Genomic DNA, 23,860 nt, shown 5'->3' with positions numbered 1-23,860 from the left:
TCATGCCGCAAGGCCGCGCCTTCAATACTGCGGCTCCTCACTGGAGCGCCGGGAGATTCCTCTTGCGCTTGCGCGGGCGGGCACGGCGGAAATCACTCTTGCCTCCGGCCACGCCGCGGCGCTACCGTCGATGATCGCCACCAGGGATGAAGTCATGAACCGCACTCGCGTGCCAGCCGCGGCACCTCAGCCGCGCCGCGTCATCGCCGTGATCGCCGCCACAGCATTGACGATGGTGTGCGGCAGCACGAGCGCGCAGAACGATGGCGAGCCGGGGTTCCGTGATCTGTATCGCGAGCTGATCGAAATCAATACCACACTGTCGGCCGGCGACTGCAGCGCCGCCGCCAAAGCGATGTCGGCGCGCTTGTCTGCTGCCGGCTTTGCGGATCGCGATCTGCAGATCCTCGGCCCGGCCGATCATCCGCGCGAACAGGCGCTGATCGCGACGCTGCACGGCAGCTCGCCGAAACTCGAAGCGGTGCTGCTGCTCGCACATATCGACGTCGTCGAAGCCAGGCGCGAGGACTGGCAGCGCGATCCGTTCAAGCTGGTCGAGGAGGACGGCTGGTTCTACGCACGCGGTGCCAGCGACGACAAGGCGATGGCCGCGGTGTTCACCGACGCGATGATTCGCTACAGGACTCAAGGCTATAAACCCAGGCGCGACATCAAGCTGGCGCTGACCTGCGGCGAAGAAACCTCCGAGCACTTCAACAGCGTGCGCTGGCTGCTGCAAAACCAGCCGGCTGCGCTGCAGGCCGCGTTCGCGCTGAACGAGGGCGCCGGCGGCGAACTCGATGCCGCCGGCAAGCCGGTATCGCTGCAGATTCAGGCGGGCGAAAAGGTTTACGAGGACTTCGAGCTTTCGACCACCAGTGGCGGCGGCCACAGCTCGCGGCCGGTGCCGGACAACGCGATCTATAGACTGGCGGCCGGGCTGATGCGCCTGTCCGCGTACCCGTTTCCGCTGGCGCTGAACGAGGCGACGCGCGGCTATTTCGAAGCGCAATCGAAGCTGGTTGCACCGGATGTTGCCGCGGACATACAGGCGGTGCTGAAAACCCCGCCGGACACCGATGCGCAGGCTCGTCTGTGGGCCGCGAATCCGATGTGGAACAGCATGCTGCGCACCACCTGCGTCGCCACGCAGTTGTCCGGCGGCCATGCGCCGAACGCGCTGCCGCAGCGCGCCACCGCCAACGTCAACTGCCGCATCCTGCCGGGCGTGCCGGTGGCCGAGGTGCAGAAGACGCTGGCCATGGTGCTGGCCGACGACAAGATCGCGATCAAGCCCTCGGACGAGCCGGTGGTGGTCGGCCCGGCGCCGCCGCTGACGGCGCAGATCATGCAGCCGGTACGCAAGATCGCCGACACCATCTGGCCGGGTGTCGCGATCGTGCCGACGATGTCGACCGGCGCCACCGACGGCCGTTTTCTGAATGCGGCCGGTATTCCCACCTACGGCCTGTCCGGCATGTTTCACGATGCCGAAGGCAGCCACATGCATGGCCTCAACGAACGCATTCGCGTGAAATCGTTGATGGACGGACGCGTGTTCCTGTACGAGATCGTCAAGATTTACGGCAGCCAGAAGTAGTGTCGTGAGTTCGAAATCCACACCCGCATTCGACTCGGCTTGATGCGCGGCCGGTTCGCGCTATTGCATCGGCTGTGCATGGCAAGCCTCGGCCTCGGCATCAGTCATGCATCGATCGCGACGCCGGCCTACGAGAGCATGAGCGTCGCCGAGCTGCAGGCGGCGATGGATCGCAAAGAACTGAGTTCGCGCGCACTGACCGCCTACTTCGTCGCGCGCATCGAGGCGCTCGATCGCCGCGGGCCGCGGCTGCAGTCGGTGATCGAGCTGAATCCGGATGCGGACGCGATCGCCGCCGCGCTCGACGCGGAGCGGCTGCAGACCGGAGCACGCGGCCCGCTGCACGGCATTCCGCTGCTGCTGAAGGACAACATCGACACCGCCGACCGCATGCTCACCACCGCCGGCTCGCTGGCGCTGCTCGACTCGCATCCATCCACCGACGCGGCGCTGGTCAAGCGTCTGCGCGATGCCGGCGCGGTGCTGCTCGGCAAGACCAATCTGAGCGAATGGGCCAACTTCCGCTCCACGCATTCGCTGAGCGGCTGGAGCGCGCGCGGCGGGCAGACGCGCAATGCCTACGCGCCGCTGCGCAGCCCCTGCGGCTCCAGCGCCGGTTCGGCGGTCGCGGTCGCGGCCGGCTTCGCGGTACTGGCGGTCGGCACCGAAACCGATGGTTCGATCGTCTGCCCGAGCAGCGTCAACGGCGTGGTCGGCATCAAGCCGACGCTCGGCCTGATCAGCCGCCGCGGCATCGTCCCGATCGCGTTCAGCCAGGACACGGCCGGGCCGATGGCGCGCAATCTTGGCGACGCGCTCGCCTTGCTACGCGTGATGGCGGCGAGCGATCCGTCCGATACGGCGGCGCCGGCGATACCGGACGGCTTCATCGGCCGTCTGCAGCTGCCGGCCGATGGCGGCGATCTGAAGGGCCTGCGCATCGGCGTCGCGCGCAATCTGAGCGGCTATCACGACGGCGTCGACGCGGTCTTCGAGTCGGCGCTGGCGCTGCTGCGCGCCGGCGGCGCCGAACTCGTCGATCCGGCCGAACTCCAGCGCGACCCCGCGCTCGCCGCCGACGAGCTGAGCGTGCTGCTGTACGAGTTCAAGGACCGCATCGGCCCTTACCTGGCGACGCGTCAGGGCGGCCCAAAAAACCTGGCCGATCTGATCGCGTTCAATGACACCATGCGCGCGCTCGAGATGCCGCTGTTCGGCCAGGAGCTGTTCCTGCAGGCGCAGAGCAAGGGCCCACTGAGCGACCAGGCCTATCGCGAGGCGCGGATGCGATCGAAGCAGGCCGCCGGTGTCGACGGCATCGATGCGGTGCTGCGCGCGCATCATCTGGATGCGCTGGTGGCACCGACAAAAGGGCCGGCCTGGCTGATCGACCCGGTACTCGGCGATCGCGGCATCGGCGGCGCGGCGCAATCAGCGGCGATCGCCGGCTATCCGCACATCAGCGTGCCGGCTGGCCTGGTCCAGGGACTGCCGGTCGGCCTGTCGTTCATCGGCACGGCCTGGAGCGAACCGCAGCTGATTCGCATGGCGGCGGCCTTCGAGAAAGCGCGCGGAGCGTTCCCGGCGCCGCAGCTCACCCCGTAGGTCGGCAATCCCTTGCCGACGTGCACGCATCAATGCGCAATCGCGGCCTCACGTCGGCAAGGGAGGAGTCCATATACGACCTACGCTTTGCTGGCCGGTTTAAACTGCTGTGCATGGCCGACGTCATCAATCTCAACAAGGCGCGCAAGCGCCGCGACAAGCAGAACGCCGAGGCGCTGGCGGCGGAAAATCGCGTGCGCTTCGGCCGCAGCAAGCAGCAGAAAACCCTCGAAGCCGCGCAGGCCGAAGAAGCGCAGCGCCGGCTCGATCAGCTCAAGCGCGAGCACGATCCTCAAGAACCGTCCTGAAAGCGGCGATGAAGACCGTGATCATGCCCCTGCCCTCGCGCGACTTCGATCCCAGCGAGGCCGCAGTGTCCTGGCAGCGGCTGCGCCAGGACGGCCATCGCGTGCTGTTCGCGACGCCGGACGGCGAGCCGGCCACCGCCGATCCGATGATGCTCAGCGGCGAAGGCCTGGATTTCTGGAGCTTCGTGCCGCTGCTGCGCAAGCTCAAGCTGCTCGGCCTGATGCTGCGCGCCAATGCCGACGCGCGCGCCGCGTACCGCGCGATGCTGGTCGACGCGGCATTCCTGAAACCGCTGCGCTACGACGAGCTGCGAGTGGCCGATTTCAACGGCCTGCTGCTGCCCGGCGGCCACTGGTCGCGCGGCATGCGCGCGTATCTGGAAGACCCGCAGCTGCAGGCCTTCGTCGGCGCGTTCTTCGACAGCGGCAAGCCGGTCGCGGCGATCTGTCATGGCGTCGTGCTCGCAGCTCGCGCACGCCGCGCCGACGGCCGCTCGGCGCTATACGGCCGGCGCACCACTGCACTGAGCTGGAAGCTCGAATCCTCGGCCTGGTCGCTGATGCGCTTTGCCGGCCGCTTCTGGGATCCCTCGTATTACCGCACGTATTCCGAGCAGCGCGGCGAGCCGCGCGGCCATCGTAGCGTGCAGGCCGAGGTCAGCCGCGAACTGGCGTCGCCGAACGACTTCGAGGACGCGCCCGCCAGCGCCTTGCGCAAGAGCAGCGGCCTGTTCCGCGACTCGGCCGTCGACGCGCGGCCGGCCTTCGTGGTCATTGATGGAGTCTATGTTTCGGCGCGCTGGCCCGGGGATGTGCATACGTTTGCCGCACGCTTCTCGCAGCTGATGAGCCGCCGCTAGCACCGATGTTGGGGTTCGCTACGCTCACCCCAAGCTACGCGGGCCGACTTTGGAGCGGCGCTCCATCCGCCAGCTGATCGTCGTCAGGCCCAGGCCAAGCACCGTAATCAACGCCGCCGCCCACGGCAGCGCGTGATAACTCGCGCCATTGCCGAGCAGCACCGCGCCCACATACGCGCCACCGGCATTGCCCAGGTTGAATGCGCTCTGATTCATTGTCGATGCCAGCAGCGGCGCGCCCTGCGCCTGCTGCATGCAGCGCGTCTGCAAGCCCGGCCCGGCCGCGAAACCCAGGGCGCCGACCAGGAATACGCCGATCGATGCGGTGATCGCGTTGTTCATCAGCAGCGGGAACAGCGCGTAGAACGCGATCAGCGATATCAGCACGCGGCTCAGCGCCTGCATCACGCCGCGGTCCGCGATGCGGCCGCCGGCCAGCGTGCCGAGCGTGGCGCCGGCGCCGAACAGCATCAGCACCCAGGCGATCAAATTCGGCGGCACGCCCGCCGCGTCGCGCAGGATCGGCACGACAAACGTGAAGACCGTGAACACACCGCCGAAACCGAACACCGTCATGCACAGCGCCAGCAGCACCTGCGGCCGCCTCAAGACCGCCAGCTCGCGGCGCAGCGACGGCGCGGCCTCGGCCGACAGCTTCGGCACGAACTGCGTGATGCCGGCCGCGGCGACCAGGCCCAGCGCAACCACCGCCCAGAACGTCGCGCGCCAGCCATAGGCCTCGCCGAGCATCGCGCCCAGCGGAACGCCGACGATGTTGGCGATGGTCAGCCCGGCGAACATCAGGCCTACCGCCTGGGCGCCTTCGCGCTCGGGCACTATGCGCGTCGCGACCACGGCGGCAATGCCGAAGAACGATCCGTGGGAGAACGCGGCGATGAAGCGTGCCAACATCAATACCGCGTAGTTCGGCGACAGTGCGCAGGCCAGGTTGCCGAGCGTGAACAGACTCATCAGCAGCAACAGCGCGCTTTTCTGCGGTATACGGATCAGCAGCAGCACCAGGATCGGGCCGCCGACGACCACGCCCATCGCGTAGCCGGTGACCAGCAGGCCGGCGCGAGGGATCGTGACCCCAAGATCGGCCGCGATCTGCGGCAGCAGCCCCATGATCACGAACTCGGTAGTGCCGATGGCGAATGCGGCGATGGCCAGCGCCAGCAGCGGCAGGCGGGTCTGAAACCAGGAGGGCATGAGCAAGACAGTGGGCCGACAGCGTGGTTAGTGTTCCATGTGACGGCGAAGTTCAGGGGCAATTCACCGCCGGCGTGTTCGGCGGCGTGCCGCTCCCGCTTTTTTACTATGACGGTTGCATGACAACCTGACGATATACTCGGCTCGCCCCAAGCGGTTCAAAAATACTCGAGGAGAGGGCCGATGCAGAACATCATGGCGGGCGCCGTGGCACTGGCTTGTCTGTCGCTTTCAGGCTGCAGTTCCACGTCGCCCGATGACAGCAGCGGCGACCCCGCCCCGACTTGCGCCAGCCCGACCGCTCCGGCAGCGACCGATGGCTCGCTGGTGATCGACAGCCCATCGGACTTCGACGCGACGGCCAACCCGACACCGACCACGACGATCTATTTCACCGTGCTGACGCCGGCGCGCTGCCCCGGCGCGAGCTATCCGCTGGTGCTGCACAGCCATGGCTACGGCGGATCGCGCCTGACCGCGCTCGCCGCCAACGGTGACCTGCAACCAGACCTGCCGCACTTCCCGTCGATCGACGCGCTGGCGCAGGCGCTGCCGTATCACGGCTACGTGGTGCTCAGCTTCGACGAGCGTGGCCACGGCCAGTCCACCGACGCCAACGCGCGGCTGATCGACCCGGCCGCGGAGACCCAGGACGCACGCGCGCTGCTCGACTGGGCCTACGAGCACGCGGCCGACTACGGCATCGAGCGCGAGAGCGGTACCGGCATCGCCAAAGACGTCAAGGTCGGTACGCTCGGCTACAGCTACGGCGGCGCGTTCCAGCTGCCGCTGGCGGCACTGGACCCGCGAGTCGACACGATCGTCCCCAACGGCACCTGGCACGGCCTGCTGTACAGCCTGCTGCCGGGCGATTCGGTGAAGCTCAGTTTCGGCGGCCTGCTCGGCCTGCTGGCGATCACCGGCGGCGTCAGCAATACGCCGATCGTGCAGACCGCGATCAATACCATCGGCGTCACCGGCCTGGGCGCCTACAACGTGCGTTCGCGCGCCGACCTGATCGCCGCCGTCGCCAGGCCCGCCTCGCAGCCGCGTCCGGTCGGCGAGGACGAGATGATCTCGCTGTTCGACACCCACGGCATGAGCTACTTCCGGCGCCAGCAGAAGGCCGGCGCGGGCTGGGGCTTCGGCGAGAGCAGCGCGAAACTGCGCAAAGTGCCCGCGCTGTTCCTGCAGGGCAATCGCGACGTGCTGTTCAACCTCACCGAGGCTTACTGGAACCGGCGTTATTTCAGCGAGGCCGGCGGCGACGTGCGTCTGATCTCGACCGAGGGTGGCCACATGAATCCGCTCGCCAACCAGACCGAGGGCACCGCCAATTGCGGCGGCGTGATCGGTGTTGCCGCGGTGCTCGGCTGGTTCGATCACTACCTCAAGGGCGCCCGTTCCGCTGCCTACGATGCGCTGCCGCAGATCTGCATCTCGGTCGCCGACACCACTGGCGCACCGGACGTGGCGGCGGCGGGACTGATGGTCGATTCGTTCCCGGTCGGCTCGCTCAGCGGTAACGGCGCCGTGCCGGCCAGCCTGGCGACGGGGACGGCCGAAGTCCCCGCATTCACGATCGCGCCGGTGTTCGTGCCGGTGGCGACCATCAGCGGCAACGACAAGCTGCTGGCCGGCGCGCCAACCATCGGCAAGCTCGTGGTCACACGCGGATCACCGGCCTTGCCGAATCAGAGCACCAATGCCTTCGTCGGCGTCGGCATCCTGCGCAGCGGCGCGGCGGCGCCTTTCCTGGTCGACGATCAGCTGACGCCGTTCAACGAAGGCGAGCACACCAACAACCGCAACATCGCCGAGGATGCTCGTATCCTGCTGCCCGCGGTCGGCGAGCAGCTGAAGGACGGCGACCAGGTGGGCCTGCTGTTCTACCCGCAGCACATCCAGTACGCGGCGATCGTCAGCGCCGAAGGCCTGACCGGCGTCACCGGCATCGTCACCTACCTCGGCAATGTGCCGATCCCGCCGATCACCTCGGCGCTCGAGCCGGTACTCGGCCTGCTGTACGTCAACCCGTATACCGCAGTGGCAAGCGACGTGGAACTGCCGATCCTGGTGCCGGGTGTGTATTCGGGAAGTCGGCTGAGTCAGTAGCAGCGATCCGCTCAAGACTGAGCGCGCGGCTTACAATCCCGGCTCCGACTCTGGCCGGTGGCAAACCATGAGCCACGACGCACCCTACGAAATCCACATGTACGCCGCGGTTGCGAAAATGGGCGCCACGGGCCGTTATCCGGCCGGCGAACAGCATCCGCTGCTGGTGTTCCTGAAACAGGATCCGGACTCCGAGCACGACTTCGACATGGCCATGGAAGTCGCACAACGCAACGGCTGGACCGACGTCGATTTCACCAAGGCCGGCACTCTGCCGGCCGACGCCGGCGAGAATCATGTCGAACCGTTTCACGGCTGCTACATGGCGGCGGTGCAGGACGGCGAATCGATCCTGGTCTACGACACGCCGGTGAAAGCAGCGCCGCCGAAGAACAAGCCGGCGAATCCGACCTGACCCGTAGGTCGGCAATCCCTTGCCGACAACAGGCAGTGATGGCGCGGCCTCGGGTTCACGTCGGCAAGGGATTGCCGACCTGCGGGTCATGCCCGGGCGGCGCTCATTCCGCACCGATGGCCGCGGCCCGCAATTGTTCTGCAAAGCTCGTCAGCTCGCCGGCATTGAGATCGGATATCGCCCACCACCGCATGCCGCCGACGGTCCAGCGTTCGATGTTGTAACCGGAGTTGGTGAGGGGCTCCGCTTCAGATTCGGCGCCCGCCGCAGGCCAGACGAATACGTTGATGACGTGGCGTCCGCGACGATAATCGAGCGCGGCCACGGCGCGATGATCCAGATAGTCGAGGCGGCCGCCGGCGAGTGGGAATCCATGCGCCGCCAGGTCGAACACCGGCGGCGCATAGTCGAGCTTGCCGGCGAACCAGGGCTTGACCGTGTGCCGGTCGGTCGAGGCGACGTCGTCCAGATGCGCCACCATCATCGACCGCACGTGGCCGGCCACGACCTCATCGACCAGTGCGCCATCGGCACGGCGGCTGCCGATCAGCAGGTTGAGGCCGACCGAGAGCGTGAGCGCGGCTGCGATCGGCAGCGCCCACTGCAGGATCTGACCGCGACCGTGCTGGCGCGGGCCTGCAGCCGCCCGGCCATCGTCGTCATCCAGCAGGCCGGGCAAGCGCGATTTCAGGGCCGCAGGCATCCGGTGATACGGCGCCCGCTCGCGCAATACCCGGCTGAAATCGCGTAGCCGCTGCAAACGGGCGGTGCATTCCGCGCAGACGGCGAGATGGCTTTCGAGCGACAGCGTGCGCGCCAGATCGAGCTCTGCGTCGGCGTAGGCGCTCAGCAGCTCACGTACCTCGTCGCAGTTCGGGTTCATGCCGTTTTCTCCAGCTGTTCGAGCACGCGGCGCAGTTGCCGGCGGCCGCGCGACAGACGCGACATCACGGTGCCGATCGGGATGCCGGCAATCTGCGCGACGTCCTTGTACGACAGGTCTTCGAGTTCGCGCAGCACCAGCACCTCGCGATACTCCGGCGCCAGGCGCCGCAGCGCGATCTCGATCCGCAGACCGTCGGCCTGGCGCAGCATCAGGGTCTGCGGATCGGTGGCATGCAAGGGCGCGTCGTCGGCTGCGTGCAGATGCAGACCGGTTTCGTCTTCGACATATTCCACATGCAGATCCGCGGGTCGATTCTGCTTGAGCCAGCTGTAGGCGGTGTGGCGAACGATGGTCAGCAGCCAGGCGCGGCCGTCGCCGCCGCGAAATCCGTCGAAGAAGCGGAACGCGCGCAGATAAGCCTCCTGCACCACGTCCTCGGCGTCCTGCGGATCACGCGTGAGCCAGCGTGCGAGGTTGTAGGCGGCGTCCAGATGCGGCTCCGCCATCGCCGCGAAACGCCGGCTTGCTGAGCGGCTTGTCGAGAGGTCGATCGGAAACGCTCCGGTATTCAAGCCACAGACCGGTCCGCTGCGCGCTTTATTCCCGATTCCGGCGAAATATTTTGGGGAGCCGGCAACGGGAATATTGCGGCGATGCGCCAGGTATGCACTGGTGTCCGTTCCGGGACGATCATCCGCGGAGTATCCATCACATGCACAAGACAATCGACCGCCGCCAGTTCATCAAGCTCGCCGGTCTGGGCGGAGGCGTGGTCTTCGCCTCCGGTCTCGGCGGCTTTTCCGCGCTGGCGCAAGCCGCAAGCCGCCACGGCAAAAAGGCGTCTGGCGCCGAAGAGGATTTCTATTTCGTGCAGCTGTCCGACACGCACTGGGGCTTCAGCAATCCGGTGATCAACCCGGACTTCGCCGGCACGCTGCAGAAAGCGCTCGCCCAGGTCAACGCGCTGAGCCCTGCCCCGGATTTCATCGTCTTCACCGGCGACCTGACCCAGACCACCGACGACGCGGCGTTGCGGAGGCAGCGCATGAGCGAGTTCCGCGACATCATCGCCGCGCTCAAGGTGCGCGACATCCGTTATCTGGCCGGCGAACACGATGCCGCGCTGGATCAGGGCGCCGCTTTCAAGGAGTTCTTCGGCGACACGCACTACAGCTTCGACCACCGGGGTGTGCATTTCATCGCGCTCGACAATGTCTCCGATCCCGCCGCCAACATCGGTGCCGATCAGCTGGCATGGCTGGGCGCGGACCTCGCCAAACTCGACCGGCAGCAGGCCATCGTCGTGCTGACGCATCGGCCGCTGTTCGACCTGGCGCCGAGCTGGGACTGGGCGACGCCCGATGCCGGCAAGGCGATCGATCTGCTGATGCCGTTCGAACACGTGACTGTTTTCTATGGGCACATCCACCAGCAGCATCACCACATGACCGGGCATATCGCCCACCACTCCGCGCAAGGCCTGATGTGGCCACTGCCAGCTCCGTTGTCCGTGCCGAAAAAGGCTCCGGTGGCCTGGGACCCGGCCGCACCGTACCAGGGGCTGGGATTCCGCCAGATCGAGTCGGAGCACGGCGTGCCGACGATCACCGAATTGCCGGTGAAAGCTTGAGACGCACGATGCGCAAGACCAGGCGCCTGCACGTTGCTATGGCCCTCTTCACCAGCACGCTGCTGGGTTTTGCTGCCGCGGCCTGGACGGCCGTTCCGGTCGTGCGCGTGGTCAAGGTATCGGCGAAGCGTTACGAGTTCAGGCCTGCCAGCATCACCATCAGCCGCGGCGAAAGCCTTGATCTCGAACTGGTGACGGACGATGTGCTGATGGGCTTCAACGCGCCGGATCTGGGCGTCCGCAGCAACATCGTTCCGGGGCAGGTGTCCTGCCTGCGGATCACGCCGCAGAAAACCGGAACCTTTCCTTTCCTGTGCGACGTGTTCTGCGGCTCCGGGCACGAAGACATGAACGGCAGCATCACCGTGGTCGATTGAAGCGTCTTCAGCACGACAAAAGCCGCTGCGGGGAGCGGCGGCTTTTGCGGTATCAATCGCTATTCGACATCGGTCGCCGTGCGGACATCCTGTCCTGGTCCCGGCCGTGCTTCCCTGCACGACCTGCGATCGATACCCAGCCCAGTATCCAGCTCCGCACTGAATGCCGCATGAGCCAGGGTGCAGAGACCTGCCTTTAATGGTAATTCAATGCACATCACATGCTACTATCCGCGCATGGAATCCAAGACCGCCCGCCTGACGCTGCTGATCGACCCCGAAAAGAAAAGCGCTTTCGAGTCGCTTTGCGCGCAGCAGGATCTGACGCCGTCGCAGGTGGTGCGTCAACTCATCCGCGACTATCTCGCCAAACACGGCGTCACCTACGGCACCAAGAAAAGCAGCCGCAAATAGCGGCGTTTCAACGCGGCATCTTGCGGCCGCGGTTGCGATACCAGCGCTCCAAGGACTCGGCGTATCCGGGCAAATCGAGCCGATGTTTCTGGCCAAGCTCCGGCGCTGCGGCCTTGATCGCAGCCCAGCGCGGAGGCCAGTTCGCTCCGCGAAATGCCAGCGCGATGCGGTTGCCGCCGACAACAGCGTTCATCAGCAGGAACTGATCCTCGAATACCTTGGCGATGCTGCGCTGTGCTGCATCCTTGATCGAATTGGCGCCGACGAGGTTGACCACCATCACGCCATCCGGCCGCAGGCGGTCCCGCACCGAGCGGTAGAACCCTTCGGTGGCCAGGGCTGGCGCGATGCCATGGACGTCGCATCCGTCCACCAGCACCACGTCGGCCGAATGGGCACGGGTCTGGGCTCGGTTCTGGAAATATTCGGCAGCGTCGGCATGCACGATGCTCAGGCGCGCGCATGGAGCGGGCACCCGAAACAGATGCGACATCCCAATGACCTTGTCATCCACCTCGATCGTGGTGACGCGGGTATGCGGCAGCTCGTAATAGCAGAACTTGGTGAGCGAGCCGCCACCCAGACCCACGATCTCGACATGCATCGGGGCCGGCTGAAACAGCAGGCAGGCCATCATCCTGCGGGTGTAATCCAGCGAAAGCGTATCGGGCGAGCGCAGGCTCATCCGGCTCTGGGTGTAGCGCATCGTGAAATGCAGCTGCAGGAACTCGCCGTCATCGACCACGAACGGCGCGGCGTATTGCCCGGTGCCGACGCGCCGGAGCTGCCTGCCCGCGGCGGCGTCGATCGGCTCGTTGATATGGATGACGATCGGATCGTCGGCTGCGTCCTTCCCCGCTTGCGGCACATCAACCGACGTCGCTGCGGCGGCAGCGCGACTGTCGCCGGCCGCGGCCGGCGAGCGCGCGCGCTTGGATGTCACTGCGAGCCTGCTTTGGTCACCGGCTCGGCAGGCGCCGACGGTTCGTCGAAGGCGCGCAGCGCGGCTTCGAGATTCCGGAAATAACGCAGCGGACCGGGCCGCTTTCTGACCACGCCCGCTCGCACCAGCTTGTGCAGCACATTGGTACGCGCCTCGCAGAGCATCACACGCACGCCGCGGCGCTCCAGATTGTGGATCGACTCTTCCAGCGTCTGGATGCCGGTGATATCCATGAACGGCACGTGCCCGAGCCGGATGACGACACCGCGCGGATCGGTGTGGGTCTGCTCCAAAGCGCGCTCCAGATTCTCTACCGCCACAAAAAACAGCGGGCCCTCGATGGAATAGATCAGCAGGTCGGACGGCAGGTGCATGCGGCCGCTCATTTCCAACTCGGGCTGAATGGCCGAGCCGTCGAGCCGCAGCACCTCCACCGAGGACGCCATGCGCCTTAGAAACAGCAGCATCGCGAGAATGACGCCGATATTGACCGCGACCACCAGGTCGGACAGAACGGTGAGCAGGAAGGTGATCAGCAGAATCGCCACGTCGCCGCGCGGCGCAGTCCGCGTCATGCGGACGAAATGCCGGGCCTCGCTCATGTTCCAGGCGACGACGAACAGGATCGCGGCCAGCGCACTCAGCGGCACCTTGGCGGCCAGCGGTGCCAGCAGCAGCAGGATCAGCAGCAGCGTCAGCGAATGCACGACACCGGCGAGCGGGCTGGTGGCACCGTTGCGGAAATTGGTCGCGGTTCTGGCGATCGCGCCGGTCGCCGCAATCCCGCCAAACAGCGGCGACAGCAGATTGGCGATGCCCTGGCCGATCAGCTCCTGATTCGAGTTGTGCCGGGTTCCGGCCATGCCGTCGGCGACCACTGCGGATAGCAGCGACTCGATCGCGCCCAGCATCGCGATCGTGAACGCGGAAGGCACCAGCGAAATCAGGCGGTCATAGGTGACGTTTGGGAACGCCAAATGAGGCAGGCCGAGTGGAATGCCGCCGAAAGCGCTGGCGATCGTCGCCACGCCCTCGAATGCAAAAATCGACTGGAGGATCGTGGCCACGAGCATTGCAATCAGCGGGCCGGGAACGCGCTTGAGCCCGGGAATCCGCGGGCCATAAAGCACCAGCAGCAGGCTCGATAGCGCGAGCCCGGTCGTCGCCGGGCTCAAGGCGGGAAACGACTCCAGCAAATGGAACAGCTTTTCGTGGAAATGCGTACCGCCGGGCGCAGGGAGGCCGAAGAAATCCTTCCACTGGCCGACCCAGATGATGACGCCGATCCCGGACGTGAAGCCGACGATCACCGGGTCGGGGATAAAGCGCAGAACGCTGCCGAATTTGGCCAGGCCCAACAGAATCAGAATGACTCCGGCCATGCCGGTTGCCAGCAGCAGGCCATCGACTCCGTGCTGGGCGGTGACACCGGCCAGAATGACGATGAAGGCCCCGGTAGGGCCGGCAATCTGGATGCGCGTGCCCCCGCACAGCGACACGACCAGCCCGGCGATGATCGCGGTGTAGATGCCCTGCTCGGGCTTGACGCCCGAGGCAATCGCGAAAGCCATCGCCAGCGGCAAGGCAACCACGCCGACGATGACGCCGGCCACCACATTCCGCAGCCATTGATCGCGCCTGAACAAGCCGGCTTTTGCTGCCTCGACCACCGCGATCATTGCCCGGCTCTCGCGAAAATTTATGTGAACTACATTATCATAAAATACGTATTATCTGTGCTTCACATGAAACCCCGGGACGCACGGTGCCGCGGCGCGGATCGGCGGCAACTGCCTGCAAAGGGACTTCTGGCTTAGCATGCGGTTTTTCCGGAGCACGGCCGATGAATCTGCAACGACTGCTCGGCATCGAATTGCCGATCATCCAGGCGCCGATGGCCGGCGTGCAGCTGAGCGCACTCGCGGTTGCGGTGTCCGAAGCGGGCGGCCTCGGGTCCCTGCCCTGCGCGATGCTGGGTTCCGAGGCGCTGCGGGCCGAGCTTGTGGCGATCGGGGCGCAGACGCGCAGGCCCTACAACCTCAACTTTTTCGCGCACCGGGCGCCGCAGGTCGATGCTCCGCGCGAAGCCGCATGGCGTGGCCGGCTTGCGCCGTATTACCGCGAGTTCGGCATCGATGTTTCGAACATCACCGCGGGCGCACCGCGGCATCCGTTCAATGCCGATTACGCCGAGCTGATCGCGGAATTCAAGCCGGCCGTCGTCAGCTTTCATTTCGGCCTGCCGTCGGCGGACTTGCTGGCGCGAGTCAAAAGCTGGGGCGCGAAAGTTCTATCATCAGCGACGACGGTCGATGAGGCACGCTGGCTCGCGGAACACGGCGTCGACGCGATCATCGCGCAGGGCCTGGAAGCCGGCGGACATCGCGGCCTGTTCCTGAGCGAGGATCTGACGACGCAGGCCGGCACCCTCGCGCTGCTGCTGCAGATCGTGCGCGCGGTGAACCTGCCGGTCATCGCGGCCGGCGGCATCGCCGATCGTCAGGGCGTTGTCGCGGCGATGGCGCTGGGCGCCGCCGGCGCGCAGATCGGTACCGCCTACCTGCTGTGCCCGGAAGCAAGCACCAGCGCGGTCCATCGCGCGGCGCTGAAAAGCGAGGCGGCCCGGCACACCGCGCTGACCAATGTCTTCACCGGCCGGCCGGCGCGCGGCATCGTCAACCGCATCGTCCGCGAAGTCGGCCCGATCAGCGCCGCGGCACCGGAGTTCCCGCTGGCGACGAGCGCCATCGCGCCGCTGCGTGCCGCGGCCGAGAGCCGCGGCAGCGACGATTTTTCGCCGCTGTGGTCCGGGCAGAATGCGAGCGGCTGCAGGGAGATTCCAGCGGCGGCGTTGACACGCGAGCTGGCCGGGATTTCACCACTGTAGGAGCGGACCTTGTCGGCGATTGTGCCGGTGAAGCCGCAATCGCGGACAAGGTCCGCTCCTACAGTTCGACGATTGAAGGGACGATGGAAGGTTTGATCAAACCGTCCACGACGCCGGTGCATCCGCGTCTATTCCATATCGGCGGATCGCCGCGCTCAGCAGCGGCTTCGCCACCGCTTCCAGCGCCGCGAGCACGATCTGGTAGCGATCGACTTCGAAGAACCTACGCAGCGCCGCACGCGTATCGCTGCGGCCGAAGCCGTCGGTGCCGAGCGTGACGAATCGCGCATCGACATACGCGGCTATCAGCTGCGGATAAGCGCGGATGTAGTCGGTCGCCGCCACGATCGGTGTCGTGCCCGGCAGGCAGGTTTCGACGTGACTGACCCGCGCCGCCGCATCAGGATGCAGCCGCTGGTAACGCTCGCATTCCCGCGCATCGCGCGCCAGCTCGCTGAAGCTGGTCGCGCTCCAGATTTCGCTGTCGATGTTCCAGTCGGCCGCCAGCAGCTGCGCAGCGGCGATCACCTCTGGAAGAATCGCACCCGATCCGAGCAGACGAACTTTCGCGGCGGCCTGCTTCAGGCTGTGACCACCCAAGCGATACAGGCCCTTGATCACATCGTCGGCGACGCCTTCGGGCAAGGACGGCTGCGCGTAGTTCTCGTTCATCACCGTCAGGTAATAAAACACGTCCTGCTGCTGCTCGAGCATCTGGCGCATGCCGTGATCGACAATGATCGCGAGTTCGCCGGCGAAAGCCGGATCGTAGGCGCGGCAGTTCGGAATACCGGCAGCCACCAGGTGGCTGTGACCGTCCTGGTGCTGCAGGCCTTCGCCGCCCAGTGTGGTGCGGCCGGCGGTCGCGCCGATCAGGAAGCCGCGCGTGCGCTGATCCGCCGCGGCCCAGATCAGATCGCCGACTCTCTGGAAGCCGAACATCGAGTAGTAGATGTAGAACGGCAGCATCGCCACGCCATGCACGCTGTACGAGGTGCCCGCTGCAATCCACGACGACAGCGCACCGGCCTCGGTGATGCCTTCTTCCAGGATCTGGCCGTCGGTGGCTTCCTTGTAGTACAGCATCGACGCCGAATCTTCGGGCTCGTAGAGCTGGCCGACCGGCGAATAGATGCCGACCTGCCGGAACAGGCTGGCCATGCCGAAAGTGCGCGCCTCGTCGGCGACGATCGGCACGATGCGCGAACCGAGATTGCTGTCCTTGAGCAGATTACCGAGCATGCGCACGACCGCCATCGTCGTCGACATTTCCTTGTTGTCGGCCTGCAGCGCGAACGCGGCGTAGCGCTTCAGCTCCGGCACGATCAGCGGCTCGCAATTGCGGCGACGCGATGGCAGCGGGCCGCCGAGCGTCTTGCGACGTTCGCGCAGATAGCGCATCTCCGCGCTGTCGTCGGCCGGCTTGTAGAAGTGCAGATGTTCGAGATCCTCGTCGCTGAGCGGCAGGCCGAAGCGGTCGCGGAACGAGCGCAGGCCGTCGACGTCCAGCTTCTTGGTCTGGTGCGCGGTCATGCGCGATTCGCCGGCCGTGCCCATGCCGTAGCCCTTCTTGGTCTTGGCCAGGATTACCGTCGGCGCGCCGCTGTGCGTACGCGCCGCGCTGAAGGCCGCATGCAGCTTGCGCAGGTCGTGGCCGCCGCGCTTCAGCGCGCCGATTTCGGCGTCGCTCATGTGCGCGACCAGCGCGCGCAGCTCGGGGTCTTCGTTGAAAAAATTCGCCATGTTGTAGGCGCCGTCGTTGGCACCCAGCGTCTGATACTTGCCATCGACGGTCGCGGCGAAACGGCGCAGCAGCGCGTGGTTCGTATCGCGCGCGAACAGCGCGTCCCAGTCCGAACCCCACAGCACCTTGATCACGTTCCAGCCGGCGCCGGTGAACAGCGACTCGAACTCCTGGATCACCTGGCCGTTGCCACGCACCGGGCCGTCGAGCCGCTGCAGATTGCAGTTGATGATGAACGTCAGGTTGTCGAGCTTCTCGCGCGCGGCCAGGGTCAGAGCGGCCACCGACTCGGGCTCGTCCATCTCGCCGTCGCCGAACACGCCCCAGACATGGCGCGCGTCGGTCTGCGCCAGGCCGCGCTGCGCGAGGTAGCGCATGAAGCGCGCCTGGTACACCGCGTTGATCGGCCCCAAGCCCATCGAGCCGGTCGGGAACTGCCAGAAGTCCGGCATCAGCCAGGGATGCGGATACGAGCACAGGCCGTTGCCGCCGGTCTCCTGCCGGTAGTTGGCAATGCGCTCTTCGGAAAGGCGCCCTTCCAGAAACGCGCGCGCATACACGCCGGGCGCCGAATGCGGCTGGAAGTAGACCAGGTCCGCGCCCTGCGTCGCCTCGGGCCCACGGAAGAAATGATTGAAGCCGACTTCGAAAATCTCCGCGGCCGAGGCATAGCTGGCGACGTGTCCGCCGAGATCGCCATAAGCCTGATTGGCGCGCGCGACCATTGCCAGCGCGTTCCAGCGCATGATCGCGGTCAGCCGCTCCTCGATCGCCAGATCGCCCGGATAGGCGCCCTGCCGCTCCAGCGGGATGGTGTTGCGATACGCCGAATACGGCGCCGCGTATCCGGGCACGCCGAGATTGCGCGCCTCCTCCTCGAGCTGCTGCAGCAGGAAGCGGCCGCGCGCTTCACCGCCGCTGCGGATCACGGCGTGCAGGGCCTCGAGCCAGTCGCGCGTCTCCTGCGGGTCGATGTCCGGGCCGCTGCGCGCTACCGCTGCCGGGTTCGGAATGCCGGCGTCTTCCGCCATGGTGTCGCTCCCATTTTTCAGCAGCGAACTTTACGCCGTGCGGGCCGGCGGCGAGCGCGGGGAAATGCCCAGATTTGGGCACAGGCGCTTGATGCGAGCGCCATGCGGGTGCATCATCGGCCCGCTTCGGACAGAGGGCGTCATGACCTGGCGCAGGGCTCAGCCGCAAGGCTCGCCGTGCTCCCGCTGCCGAAGATTCAGATGCTGGGGTGCCCGCGCGATCCCGAGGTACGGGCACCTCTTCTTTGAATGGCATCCCGATCTTGCTGTCGTCGAACATAGCCGAGCTGATTGTTCTGCTGTCCGCCTGCCGTCCCGCTTCAGGGCGATGCGGCCACTCCCCCACAAAGTCCCAGCCCCCAAGGCTCGCCGTAGAGTCTGCGTGCCGACCTACATGATGACCGATCACCACTTCGCATCCGACCGCGCTTTGCGCGCGCTCCCCGCAGCCGCCTTGCTCGCACTGTACTTGCTCGCTGCGCCGTGCGGCGCCGCCGATTCGGTTCCGGCGCAAGTGATCACCAGCACCTGTCCTCAGCCGATCTATCCACCCGAGGCCCTGGCCGCCAACCAAACCGGAACGGTGCTGCTGTCGATCCATGTCTCCGCCGAAGGCAAGGCCGACCAGACCGAGGTGGCGAAATCCTCCGGCAATCCGCAGCTGGACGCAGCGGCGGCTGCGTCGCTGGGCCAGTGCCAGTTCAAACCCGCACTGAGCGACGGCAAGCCGGTCGCGACCACGACGCCGCTCAAGTACACATTCAGGATCGATACGCGATCAGCCGAAGAAGTGGCCGCGCAACAGCGTATGGCGGCCTCGATCATGCTGCTGAGCATGAAGATCAAGATCGACGCGGTGGCCGACCGCTGCAGCTTGCAGAAAGCTCCGATAGCCAAGATCACCGAAGACGCGCGCAGCAAGTGGCATAAGCGCAATGACGCGACCGTGCACCAGGCCGAGCAGGTGCAGGCAGCGCTGTTCGCAGAGTTCCGCAGCAAGATCTCCGATCCCAAGCTGGCCGACGAGCAGATCGCCAAATCCAAGGAGCAGATCAAGACCATGACGGAGCGCGGCGCCGACATTGAGTTGAACAATCTGGAAAGCCTGAGCCAGGACGAGCAAACCGCCGCCTGCGGCACTTTTAACGACGATACGAGCGGCGGACGCTTCGACTTGGTCAAGGTCATGCCGGACGCCATCGCAGCGATCGGAACGGCGGTCAAACCGGCAGTCAAGCCGGCCGCGAAATAGCCTGCTTTTGCAGGGCGGTTCTTAAACCCACCTGCGGATCAGACTAGCCGCAACCCGCGATCTGGAACGGCTGGCTCGCACCGCTGTACGGGCCGTCGGCCGACGCGCCTTCGATGCGGATGCGGTAGGTGCCTGGCCGGGTGCCGGCCGGCACTTTCCACTCCACCAGCGCCAGGTTCGCGCGGCCGTCCGCGCCTTTCTGGTAGGTGAAATACGTGGACCAGTCGTCGTCGCTGGCGATCGTGTCCCAGGCCTCGCCATTCTGGCGCTCAATGTAGACGTAACTCGATCCGCGGCGCAGATCGCGGCGCGGATTGCCGGCGTAGAAGCTCGCGCTGATCGTGGTGCGCTCGGTGCTGCTCAGCGTGTAACTCGTCTGCGGCTGCACCGCGACATCGCCGAACGCGACGCCGGCCGGCAGCGTGCCGTCGCTGACGCTGGGCAAGTGCCGCAGGATCGGCGTGTGATCGGTGAAGCTCGCCGCCGCATACGGGCTGGCCGCGGCGCTGCCGTCGCGCAGATGGCCGGCGAGGCGCACGTATTCCTGCACCACCGCGTCCTGCGACCAGGGGCCGAACACCGTGGACGCGCCTTCGTAATCCTGCTGGGCGTACTCCTCGCGCGTCGTCAGGTAATGGATATAAGTGTTCGACAGGCCCGAAATCACCGCGTAGTCGATGCCCGCGTCCTGCAGCTGGTCGAGCACCGCCTCGCGCAGCCGGCGGCCGGCGACGGTCGTGGTCTCCCAGGGCACCGACACGATCGCCAGATTGCCGAGCGCGATGATCTGGATCGGGATCACGTACGGCTGCAGCTCCAGCACCGGCAAACCCAGCGGCGCGACCACCAGCGGAATCGCGATCGGCTTTTCCTGTTGGCAGGCGTAGCCCAGCGCCGCGAACGCGGGGTTGTAGCAGCCGATCGGCTCGATCAGCGTCGACGGGATCGCACCGTCGAACAGCGGGCCGATGGTGTCCTGCAGGTACTGCGCGATGTAGTCGGCGGTGTCGGTGCTGACCGGGCAGGCCGCGCCTTCGGTGAACGGCCCGCGGCCGTCTTCGGCACCGGCCGCGAACGAGATGCCGAGCGCCGGCTCGCAGGTGCGCTGCGTGCCGACCGCCGGCATCAGGCCGGCAGCGTAAGTCTTCGGCGCCTCGACGACGACGCGGCTCATGTCCAGCGCCAGATGCACCGCGCGCACTTCACCGTGCAGCTTCTCATCGGCCTGGTCCCAAAGGGCTTTCGCGCCGTGATACTGCTTGTAGCCGGCGATCTGCGCACTCTCGAAATCGTCGCGGCCGCCGCCGCGCGCGAACCAGGCGTCGGTGTCGCGGCTGTGCAACTCGGCCTCGCTCAAATACAGCATGTAGGGATTGGGCGAGGCGTCGCCCTCGTCGGACTGGAAGAAGCCGGCGACGAAGGCGCCGGCGCTGCTGCCGCCCTGCGGGAAATCCGCGGCGAAACGCCGCGCCGCATAGCCCTTGTTGTCGGACGACAGCAGCTTGTAGGTCTGGCCGATCGAGGTGCCGTGCACCGAGAACCAGTCGACCACGCCGACCGGCGTGCCGTCGTCGCGCTGCAGCTTGAGCAGGGTCATCCAGCGATTGGTCTGCACGTCGCGGCCTTGCGTATCCGCAAAGCGCGCGCGCTCGTCGGCGGGATTCAGCACGAAAGCATCGGGCGAGCGGTTGAAGTTCGCATCCAGCACCTCGGCCATCGCGATCTTCACCGACGCGGCCGGCGCCGCGATCATGTTGCGATGCGCCTGCAGCAGCGCGTCGAAGACGCCGTCGACGATCGATTGATACGCCTGCTGATCGAGGCCGAACGCGAACAGGTTGACCAGGTCGTAGTGCGACTGGCCGGCGGAACTCGAATGCGTGTGCGTGGCCGAGATCAGGATGTTGTCGATGTTCCAGTAGTCGGCGAGCGGGTCGCTCGGATCAAGGCTGTCATGGGCCGCGATGCGCGCGAGCACGCCGAACTTGATCGAGTCGAAGGCCAGGCCGTTCTCGACCGTGATCAGCATCGCGTGGCCGCTGCGGCCGCCACAGTCGGACTCGAACGCGAAGGCGCGCGCGTATTCGCGGGTGTGCAGGCCTTCGGACACCTGGCCGGGGTCGGCATAGCCGAGCAGTTCTTCACCGGAGGCCGGGCCGCTGATGTCGCCGGTGCCGGCGCCGTAGCGGAAACGCGTGTTGTCGGCGCAGTCGCCGCCGTTGAGCACCGCGCCTGTGGCGCGCGCGGCGTGGCGGGCCTGGTAGTGGCTCAGGTCGGCCAGCGGCGCATCGGGCTGGTCGCGCCTGACCGCCAGCATCTGCTCGGCCGTCAGCTCGCCGGCCTGGCACATCGCGGCGTCGCCGCTGCCATCCGGCGACGAGGCGCCGCAGCCGGCAAGGACCGCGCACATCGCAGCCAGGACTGCTGTCGTTTGCTTGCGCATCGCTGTATCTCCCTTCCACGCCACCACGAGCCCGTACCCCGTAGGTTGGGGTGAGCGCAGCGAACCCCAACGTTCGTACCGCGCCGATGTTGGGGTTCGCTGCGCTCACCCCAACCTACAACCGCCGTCTTGACTGCAGCTTTCCCGAGCATTTACTGTGCCGACCAGTCGGTACAGTAAATCAACAGGGCCCATGTCGGCAAAACCTACAACCGCTGCGCTCAAACCCGTTGCAGCCAAGCCCCCGCAGGCGCCGCGCGGGCGCCCCAGCTCGCGCGAAACCATGCTCGACGCCGCCGTCGCGGTCGCGCTCGAACAGGGCGCCGGCAAGCTCACGCTGGACGCCGTGGCCAGGCGCGCCGGCGCCAGCAAGGGCGGCGTGATGTACAACTTCCCGACCAAGGAGGCGCTGCTCGAAGCCCTGCTGGAGCGCCTGACTTCGCACAACCGCCAGGCCAGCGAGGCCATCGCCGCCGAGCTGCCCGACCAGCCCGGCCGCGCACTCAAGGCCTACGTGATGAACTCGGTGCGCGATCCCGACGAGGACGACCGCGTGTCCGGCGCGCTGGTCGCGGTGGTCAACGGCAGCCCGGAGTTGCTGCAGCGCGTTGCCGGCTATTTCAGCCAGCGCTTCGAGATCATTTCCGGCGACGTCTCGTTCGACCGCGCCGCGCTCGCGCATGTCGCCACCGAAGGCCTGTGGCTGATGGAGCTGTTCCAGATATCGCCGTTCAATGCCGTGCAGCGAGCCCGCGTAGTGCAGCTGCTGAGCGCGCTTGCCGAGCAGGATCTGCCCGATGTCACGGCCTGAGTCCGGGGCCCTCGGCGGCAAGCTTGTCGCTGCGGCCGTCGCCGACGACGACGCCTACTACCAGCGCCTGAAGCGGCTGGTCGCCGGCCGCAGCCTGCCGCTGATGCTGCTCGACCTGGATCGGGTCGAGGCCAATGCGCAGGCGATGCTGCGGCGCGCCGGCCGCCTGCCGATCCGGCTCGGCACCAAGTCGATCCGCTGCACCGAGATCCTGCGCCGCGTGATGGCGCTGTCGCCGCAGTTCCGGGGCCTGCTCTGCTACAGCGCGCGTGAAGCGGCGTGGCTGGCGCGCGAAGGCTTCGACGACCTGCTGGTCGCGTATCCGACGGTCGATACGGTCGAACTCGCGCACGCCGCCGATGCCTTGCGCAGCGGCAAGCGCATCACCCTGATGGTCGACAGCATCGAGCAGTGCGGGCTGATCGCGGCGCAGGCACGCGAACACGGCGCATGCTATCGGCTGGCACTGGACCTGGACATGTCGACTTCGGTGCCGGGCCTGTGGTTCGGCGTGCGCCGCTCGCCGGTGCGCGACGTCGCCGCCGCGCTCGAAATCGCGAGCTTCATCAGCGCCAACGCCGACACGCTGCAACTGGTCGGCTTGATGGGCTATGAGAGCCAGATCGCCGGCCTGCAGGACCGGGTGCCCGGCGCCGGCCTGCGCAACCTGATGATACGCACGCTCAAGCGCCGCTCGCTGCGCGAGATCCACGCGCGCCGCCAGGCCGTGGTCGCCGCGCTGAAGGCGGCGGGACACGCGCTGGAGTTCGTCAACGGCGGCGGCACCGGCAGCCTCGAGGATACCGCCGCGGACAGCAGTGTCACCGAAGCCGCGGCCGGCTCGGGGCTGTATGCGCCGGCGCTGTTCGACTACTTCGGCCACTTCCGCCACCAGGCCGCGGTGTTCTTCGCGCTGCCGGTGATCCGCCGGCCCGCGCCCGGCATCGTCACCTGCACCGGCGGCGGCTACGTCGCCTCGGGGCCGTCCGGCCCCGATCGCCTGCCGCGGCCTTTCCTGCCCGCCGGCATGAAGCTGCTTGATCTGGAGGGCGCCGGCGAAGTGCAGACGCCGGTGCAGTTGCCGCCGGGACTCGCGCCGGGATTTGCGCCGGCACTCGGCGACCCGCTGTTCTTCCGCCACGCCAAGGCCGGCGAACTCGCTGAGCGCTTCGAGCGCATATTGCTGTTCCGCGGTGAGCGCATTGTCGGCGAGGTGCCGACTTATCGCGGGCAGCTGCAGAGCTTCTTCTGATGTCCGACGATACCGATCACCTGCCTTCCACCGTCACCCGGAGAAGCTGCTTCCAACCGTCCTGCGAATCTCCCC

At 66.7% G+C, this 23,860-nt stretch carries 20 protein-coding genes; 13 read left to right on the top strand and 7 right to left on the bottom strand.

Features of this window, described 5'->3' with window-relative positions; all coding sequences use genetic code 11:
• Positions 1-154: 154 nt before the first annotated feature.
• The 4 genes from JWQ90_RS16510 to JWQ90_RS16495 all read left to right on the top strand — a co-directional run bounded on the left by JWQ90_RS16510 (position 155) and on the right by JWQ90_RS16495 (position 4,373).
• Complete coding sequence (locus JWQ90_RS16510; RefSeq protein WP_299696089.1) at positions 155-1,600, top strand: M20/M25/M40 family metallo-hydrolase; 1,446 nt, start codon at positions 155-157, stop codon at positions 1,598-1,600.
• A gap of 78 nt (positions 1,601-1,678) precedes the next feature.
• Positions 1,679-3,205 carry an amidase gene (locus JWQ90_RS16505; RefSeq protein WP_299696088.1) on the top strand — a complete coding sequence of 509 codons (1,527 nt, stop codon included), beginning with the start codon at positions 1,679-1,681 and terminating at the stop codon, positions 3,203-3,205.
• Positions 3,206-3,237: 32 nt separating this feature from the next.
• A complete protein-coding gene (locus JWQ90_RS16500) occupies positions 3,238-3,513 on the top strand; it encodes a DUF4169 family protein (protein ID WP_299696087.1) in 276 nt (91 codons plus the stop codon).
• Positions 3,514-3,521: 8 nt separating this feature from the next.
• A complete protein-coding gene (locus JWQ90_RS16495) occupies positions 3,522-4,373 on the top strand; it encodes a type 1 glutamine amidotransferase domain-containing protein (RefSeq protein WP_299696086.1) in 852 nt (283 codons plus the stop codon).
• Positions 4,374-4,397: 24 nt separating this feature from the next.
• Here JWQ90_RS16495 and JWQ90_RS16490 read toward each other — a convergent pair whose 3' ends face one another.
• Positions 4,398-5,585, bottom strand: a complete 1,188-nt coding sequence (locus tag JWQ90_RS16490) for an MFS transporter (RefSeq protein WP_299696085.1) — start codon at positions 5,583-5,585, stop codon at positions 4,398-4,400.
• Between the two features lie 183 nt (positions 5,586-5,768).
• Between JWQ90_RS16490 and JWQ90_RS16485 the strand changes: the two genes are divergently transcribed.
• Together JWQ90_RS16485 and JWQ90_RS16480 are read left to right on the top strand one after the other, a co-directional pair.
• Complete coding sequence (locus tag JWQ90_RS16485) at positions 5,769-7,700, top strand: CocE/NonD family hydrolase (protein ID WP_299696084.1); 1,932 nt, start codon at positions 5,769-5,771, stop codon at positions 7,698-7,700.
• A 67-nt stretch (positions 7,701-7,767) separates the two neighbouring features.
• Positions 7,768-8,115, top strand: a complete 348-nt coding sequence (locus JWQ90_RS16480) for a hypothetical protein (RefSeq protein ID WP_299696083.1) — start codon at positions 7,768-7,770, stop codon at positions 8,113-8,115.
• A 103-nt stretch (positions 8,116-8,218) separates the two neighbouring features.
• On the opposite strand, the gene JWQ90_RS16475 is transcribed toward JWQ90_RS16480, so the two are convergent.
• Positions 8,219-8,998: an anti-sigma factor gene (locus JWQ90_RS16475; protein ID WP_299696082.1), complete on the bottom strand. Its 780-nt coding sequence runs from the start codon at positions 8,996-8,998 to the stop codon at positions 8,219-8,221.
• The gene (locus JWQ90_RS16470; protein ID WP_299696081.1) at positions 8,995-9,507 is read right to left on the bottom strand and encodes a sigma-70 family RNA polymerase sigma factor; all 513 of its coding nucleotides are present in this window, start codon (positions 9,505-9,507) and stop codon (positions 8,995-8,997) included. The genes JWQ90_RS16475 and JWQ90_RS16470 overlap by 4 nt, the downstream gene beginning before the upstream one ends.
• Before the next feature lie 197 nt (positions 9,508-9,704).
• Between JWQ90_RS16470 and JWQ90_RS16465 the strand changes: the two genes are divergently transcribed.
• From JWQ90_RS16465 to JWQ90_RS16455, 3 genes are all read left to right on the top strand, one after another.
• Complete coding sequence (locus tag JWQ90_RS16465; protein WP_366919530.1) at positions 9,705-10,631, top strand: metallophosphoesterase; 927 nt, start codon at positions 9,705-9,707, stop codon at positions 10,629-10,631.
• 8 nt (positions 10,632-10,639) lie between these two features.
• Positions 10,640-11,008 carry a cupredoxin domain-containing protein gene (locus JWQ90_RS16460; RefSeq protein ID WP_299696079.1) on the top strand — a complete coding sequence of 123 codons (369 nt, stop codon included), beginning with the start codon at positions 10,640-10,642 and terminating at the stop codon, positions 11,006-11,008.
• Between the two features lie 237 nt (positions 11,009-11,245).
• Complete coding sequence (locus tag JWQ90_RS16455) at positions 11,246-11,422, top strand: CopG family transcriptional regulator (RefSeq protein ID WP_366919529.1); 177 nt, start codon at positions 11,246-11,248, stop codon at positions 11,420-11,422.
• A gap of 7 nt (positions 11,423-11,429) precedes the next feature.
• Here JWQ90_RS16455 and JWQ90_RS16450 read toward each other — a convergent pair whose 3' ends face one another.
• Together JWQ90_RS16450 and JWQ90_RS16445 are read right to left on the bottom strand one after the other, a co-directional pair.
• On the bottom strand, positions 11,430-12,365 hold the full coding sequence (locus JWQ90_RS16450; protein WP_299696077.1) for a hypothetical protein: 936 nt from the start codon (positions 12,363-12,365) through the stop codon (positions 11,430-11,432).
• Positions 12,362-14,044, bottom strand: a complete 1,683-nt coding sequence (locus tag JWQ90_RS16445; RefSeq protein WP_299696076.1) for a SulP family inorganic anion transporter — start codon at positions 14,042-14,044, stop codon at positions 12,362-12,364. Before JWQ90_RS16445 ends, JWQ90_RS16450 begins: the two co-directional genes overlap by 4 nt.
• A 164-nt stretch (positions 14,045-14,208) precedes the next feature.
• Here JWQ90_RS16445 and JWQ90_RS16440 point away from each other — a divergent pair, with 164 nt between their 5' ends.
• Entirely contained in the window at positions 14,209-15,252 is a 1,044-nt protein-coding gene (locus JWQ90_RS16440; protein WP_299696075.1) for a nitronate monooxygenase, read from the top strand.
• Between the two features lie 96 nt (positions 15,253-15,348).
• Here JWQ90_RS16440 and mdeB read toward each other — a convergent pair whose 3' ends face one another.
• Complete coding sequence (mdeB, locus tag JWQ90_RS16435; RefSeq protein WP_299696074.1) at positions 15,349-18,027, bottom strand: alpha-ketoglutarate dehydrogenase; 2,679 nt, start codon at positions 18,025-18,027, stop codon at positions 15,349-15,351.
• A 142-nt stretch (positions 18,028-18,169) separates the two neighbouring features.
• Here mdeB and JWQ90_RS16430 point away from each other — a divergent pair, with 142 nt between their 5' ends.
• Positions 18,170-19,279, top strand: a complete 1,110-nt coding sequence (locus JWQ90_RS16430) for an energy transducer TonB (protein ID WP_299696073.1) — start codon at positions 18,170-18,172, stop codon at positions 19,277-19,279.
• Between the two features lie 43 nt (positions 19,280-19,322).
• On the opposite strand, the gene JWQ90_RS16425 is transcribed toward JWQ90_RS16430, so the two are convergent.
• Positions 19,323-21,722: a neutral/alkaline non-lysosomal ceramidase N-terminal domain-containing protein gene (locus tag JWQ90_RS16425; RefSeq protein ID WP_299696072.1), complete on the bottom strand. Its 2,400-nt coding sequence runs from the start codon at positions 21,720-21,722 to the stop codon at positions 19,323-19,325.
• A gap of 283 nt (positions 21,723-22,005) precedes the next feature.
• Between JWQ90_RS16425 and JWQ90_RS16420 the strand changes: the two genes are divergently transcribed.
• Both JWQ90_RS16420 and JWQ90_RS16415 read left to right on the top strand, forming a co-directional pair.
• Positions 22,006-22,533 (top strand): TetR/AcrR family transcriptional regulator, encoded by a 528-nt coding sequence (locus JWQ90_RS16420; RefSeq protein ID WP_299696071.1) that lies wholly within the window; start codon positions 22,006-22,008, stop codon positions 22,531-22,533.
• Positions 22,520-23,785, top strand: a complete 1,266-nt coding sequence (locus JWQ90_RS16415; RefSeq protein WP_299696070.1) for an amino acid deaminase/aldolase — start codon at positions 22,520-22,522, stop codon at positions 23,783-23,785. Before JWQ90_RS16420 ends, JWQ90_RS16415 begins: the two co-directional genes overlap by 14 nt.
• Positions 23,786-23,860 lie beyond the last annotated feature (75 nt).

This window comes from Hydrocarboniphaga sp. (genome assembly GCF_028291725.1).
GTDB lineage: Bacteria > Pseudomonadota > Gammaproteobacteria > Nevskiales > Nevskiaceae > Hydrocarboniphaga.
The sequence above is the reverse complement of the archived record's forward strand: the minus strand, read 5'-3'. Positions and strand labels throughout refer to the sequence as shown.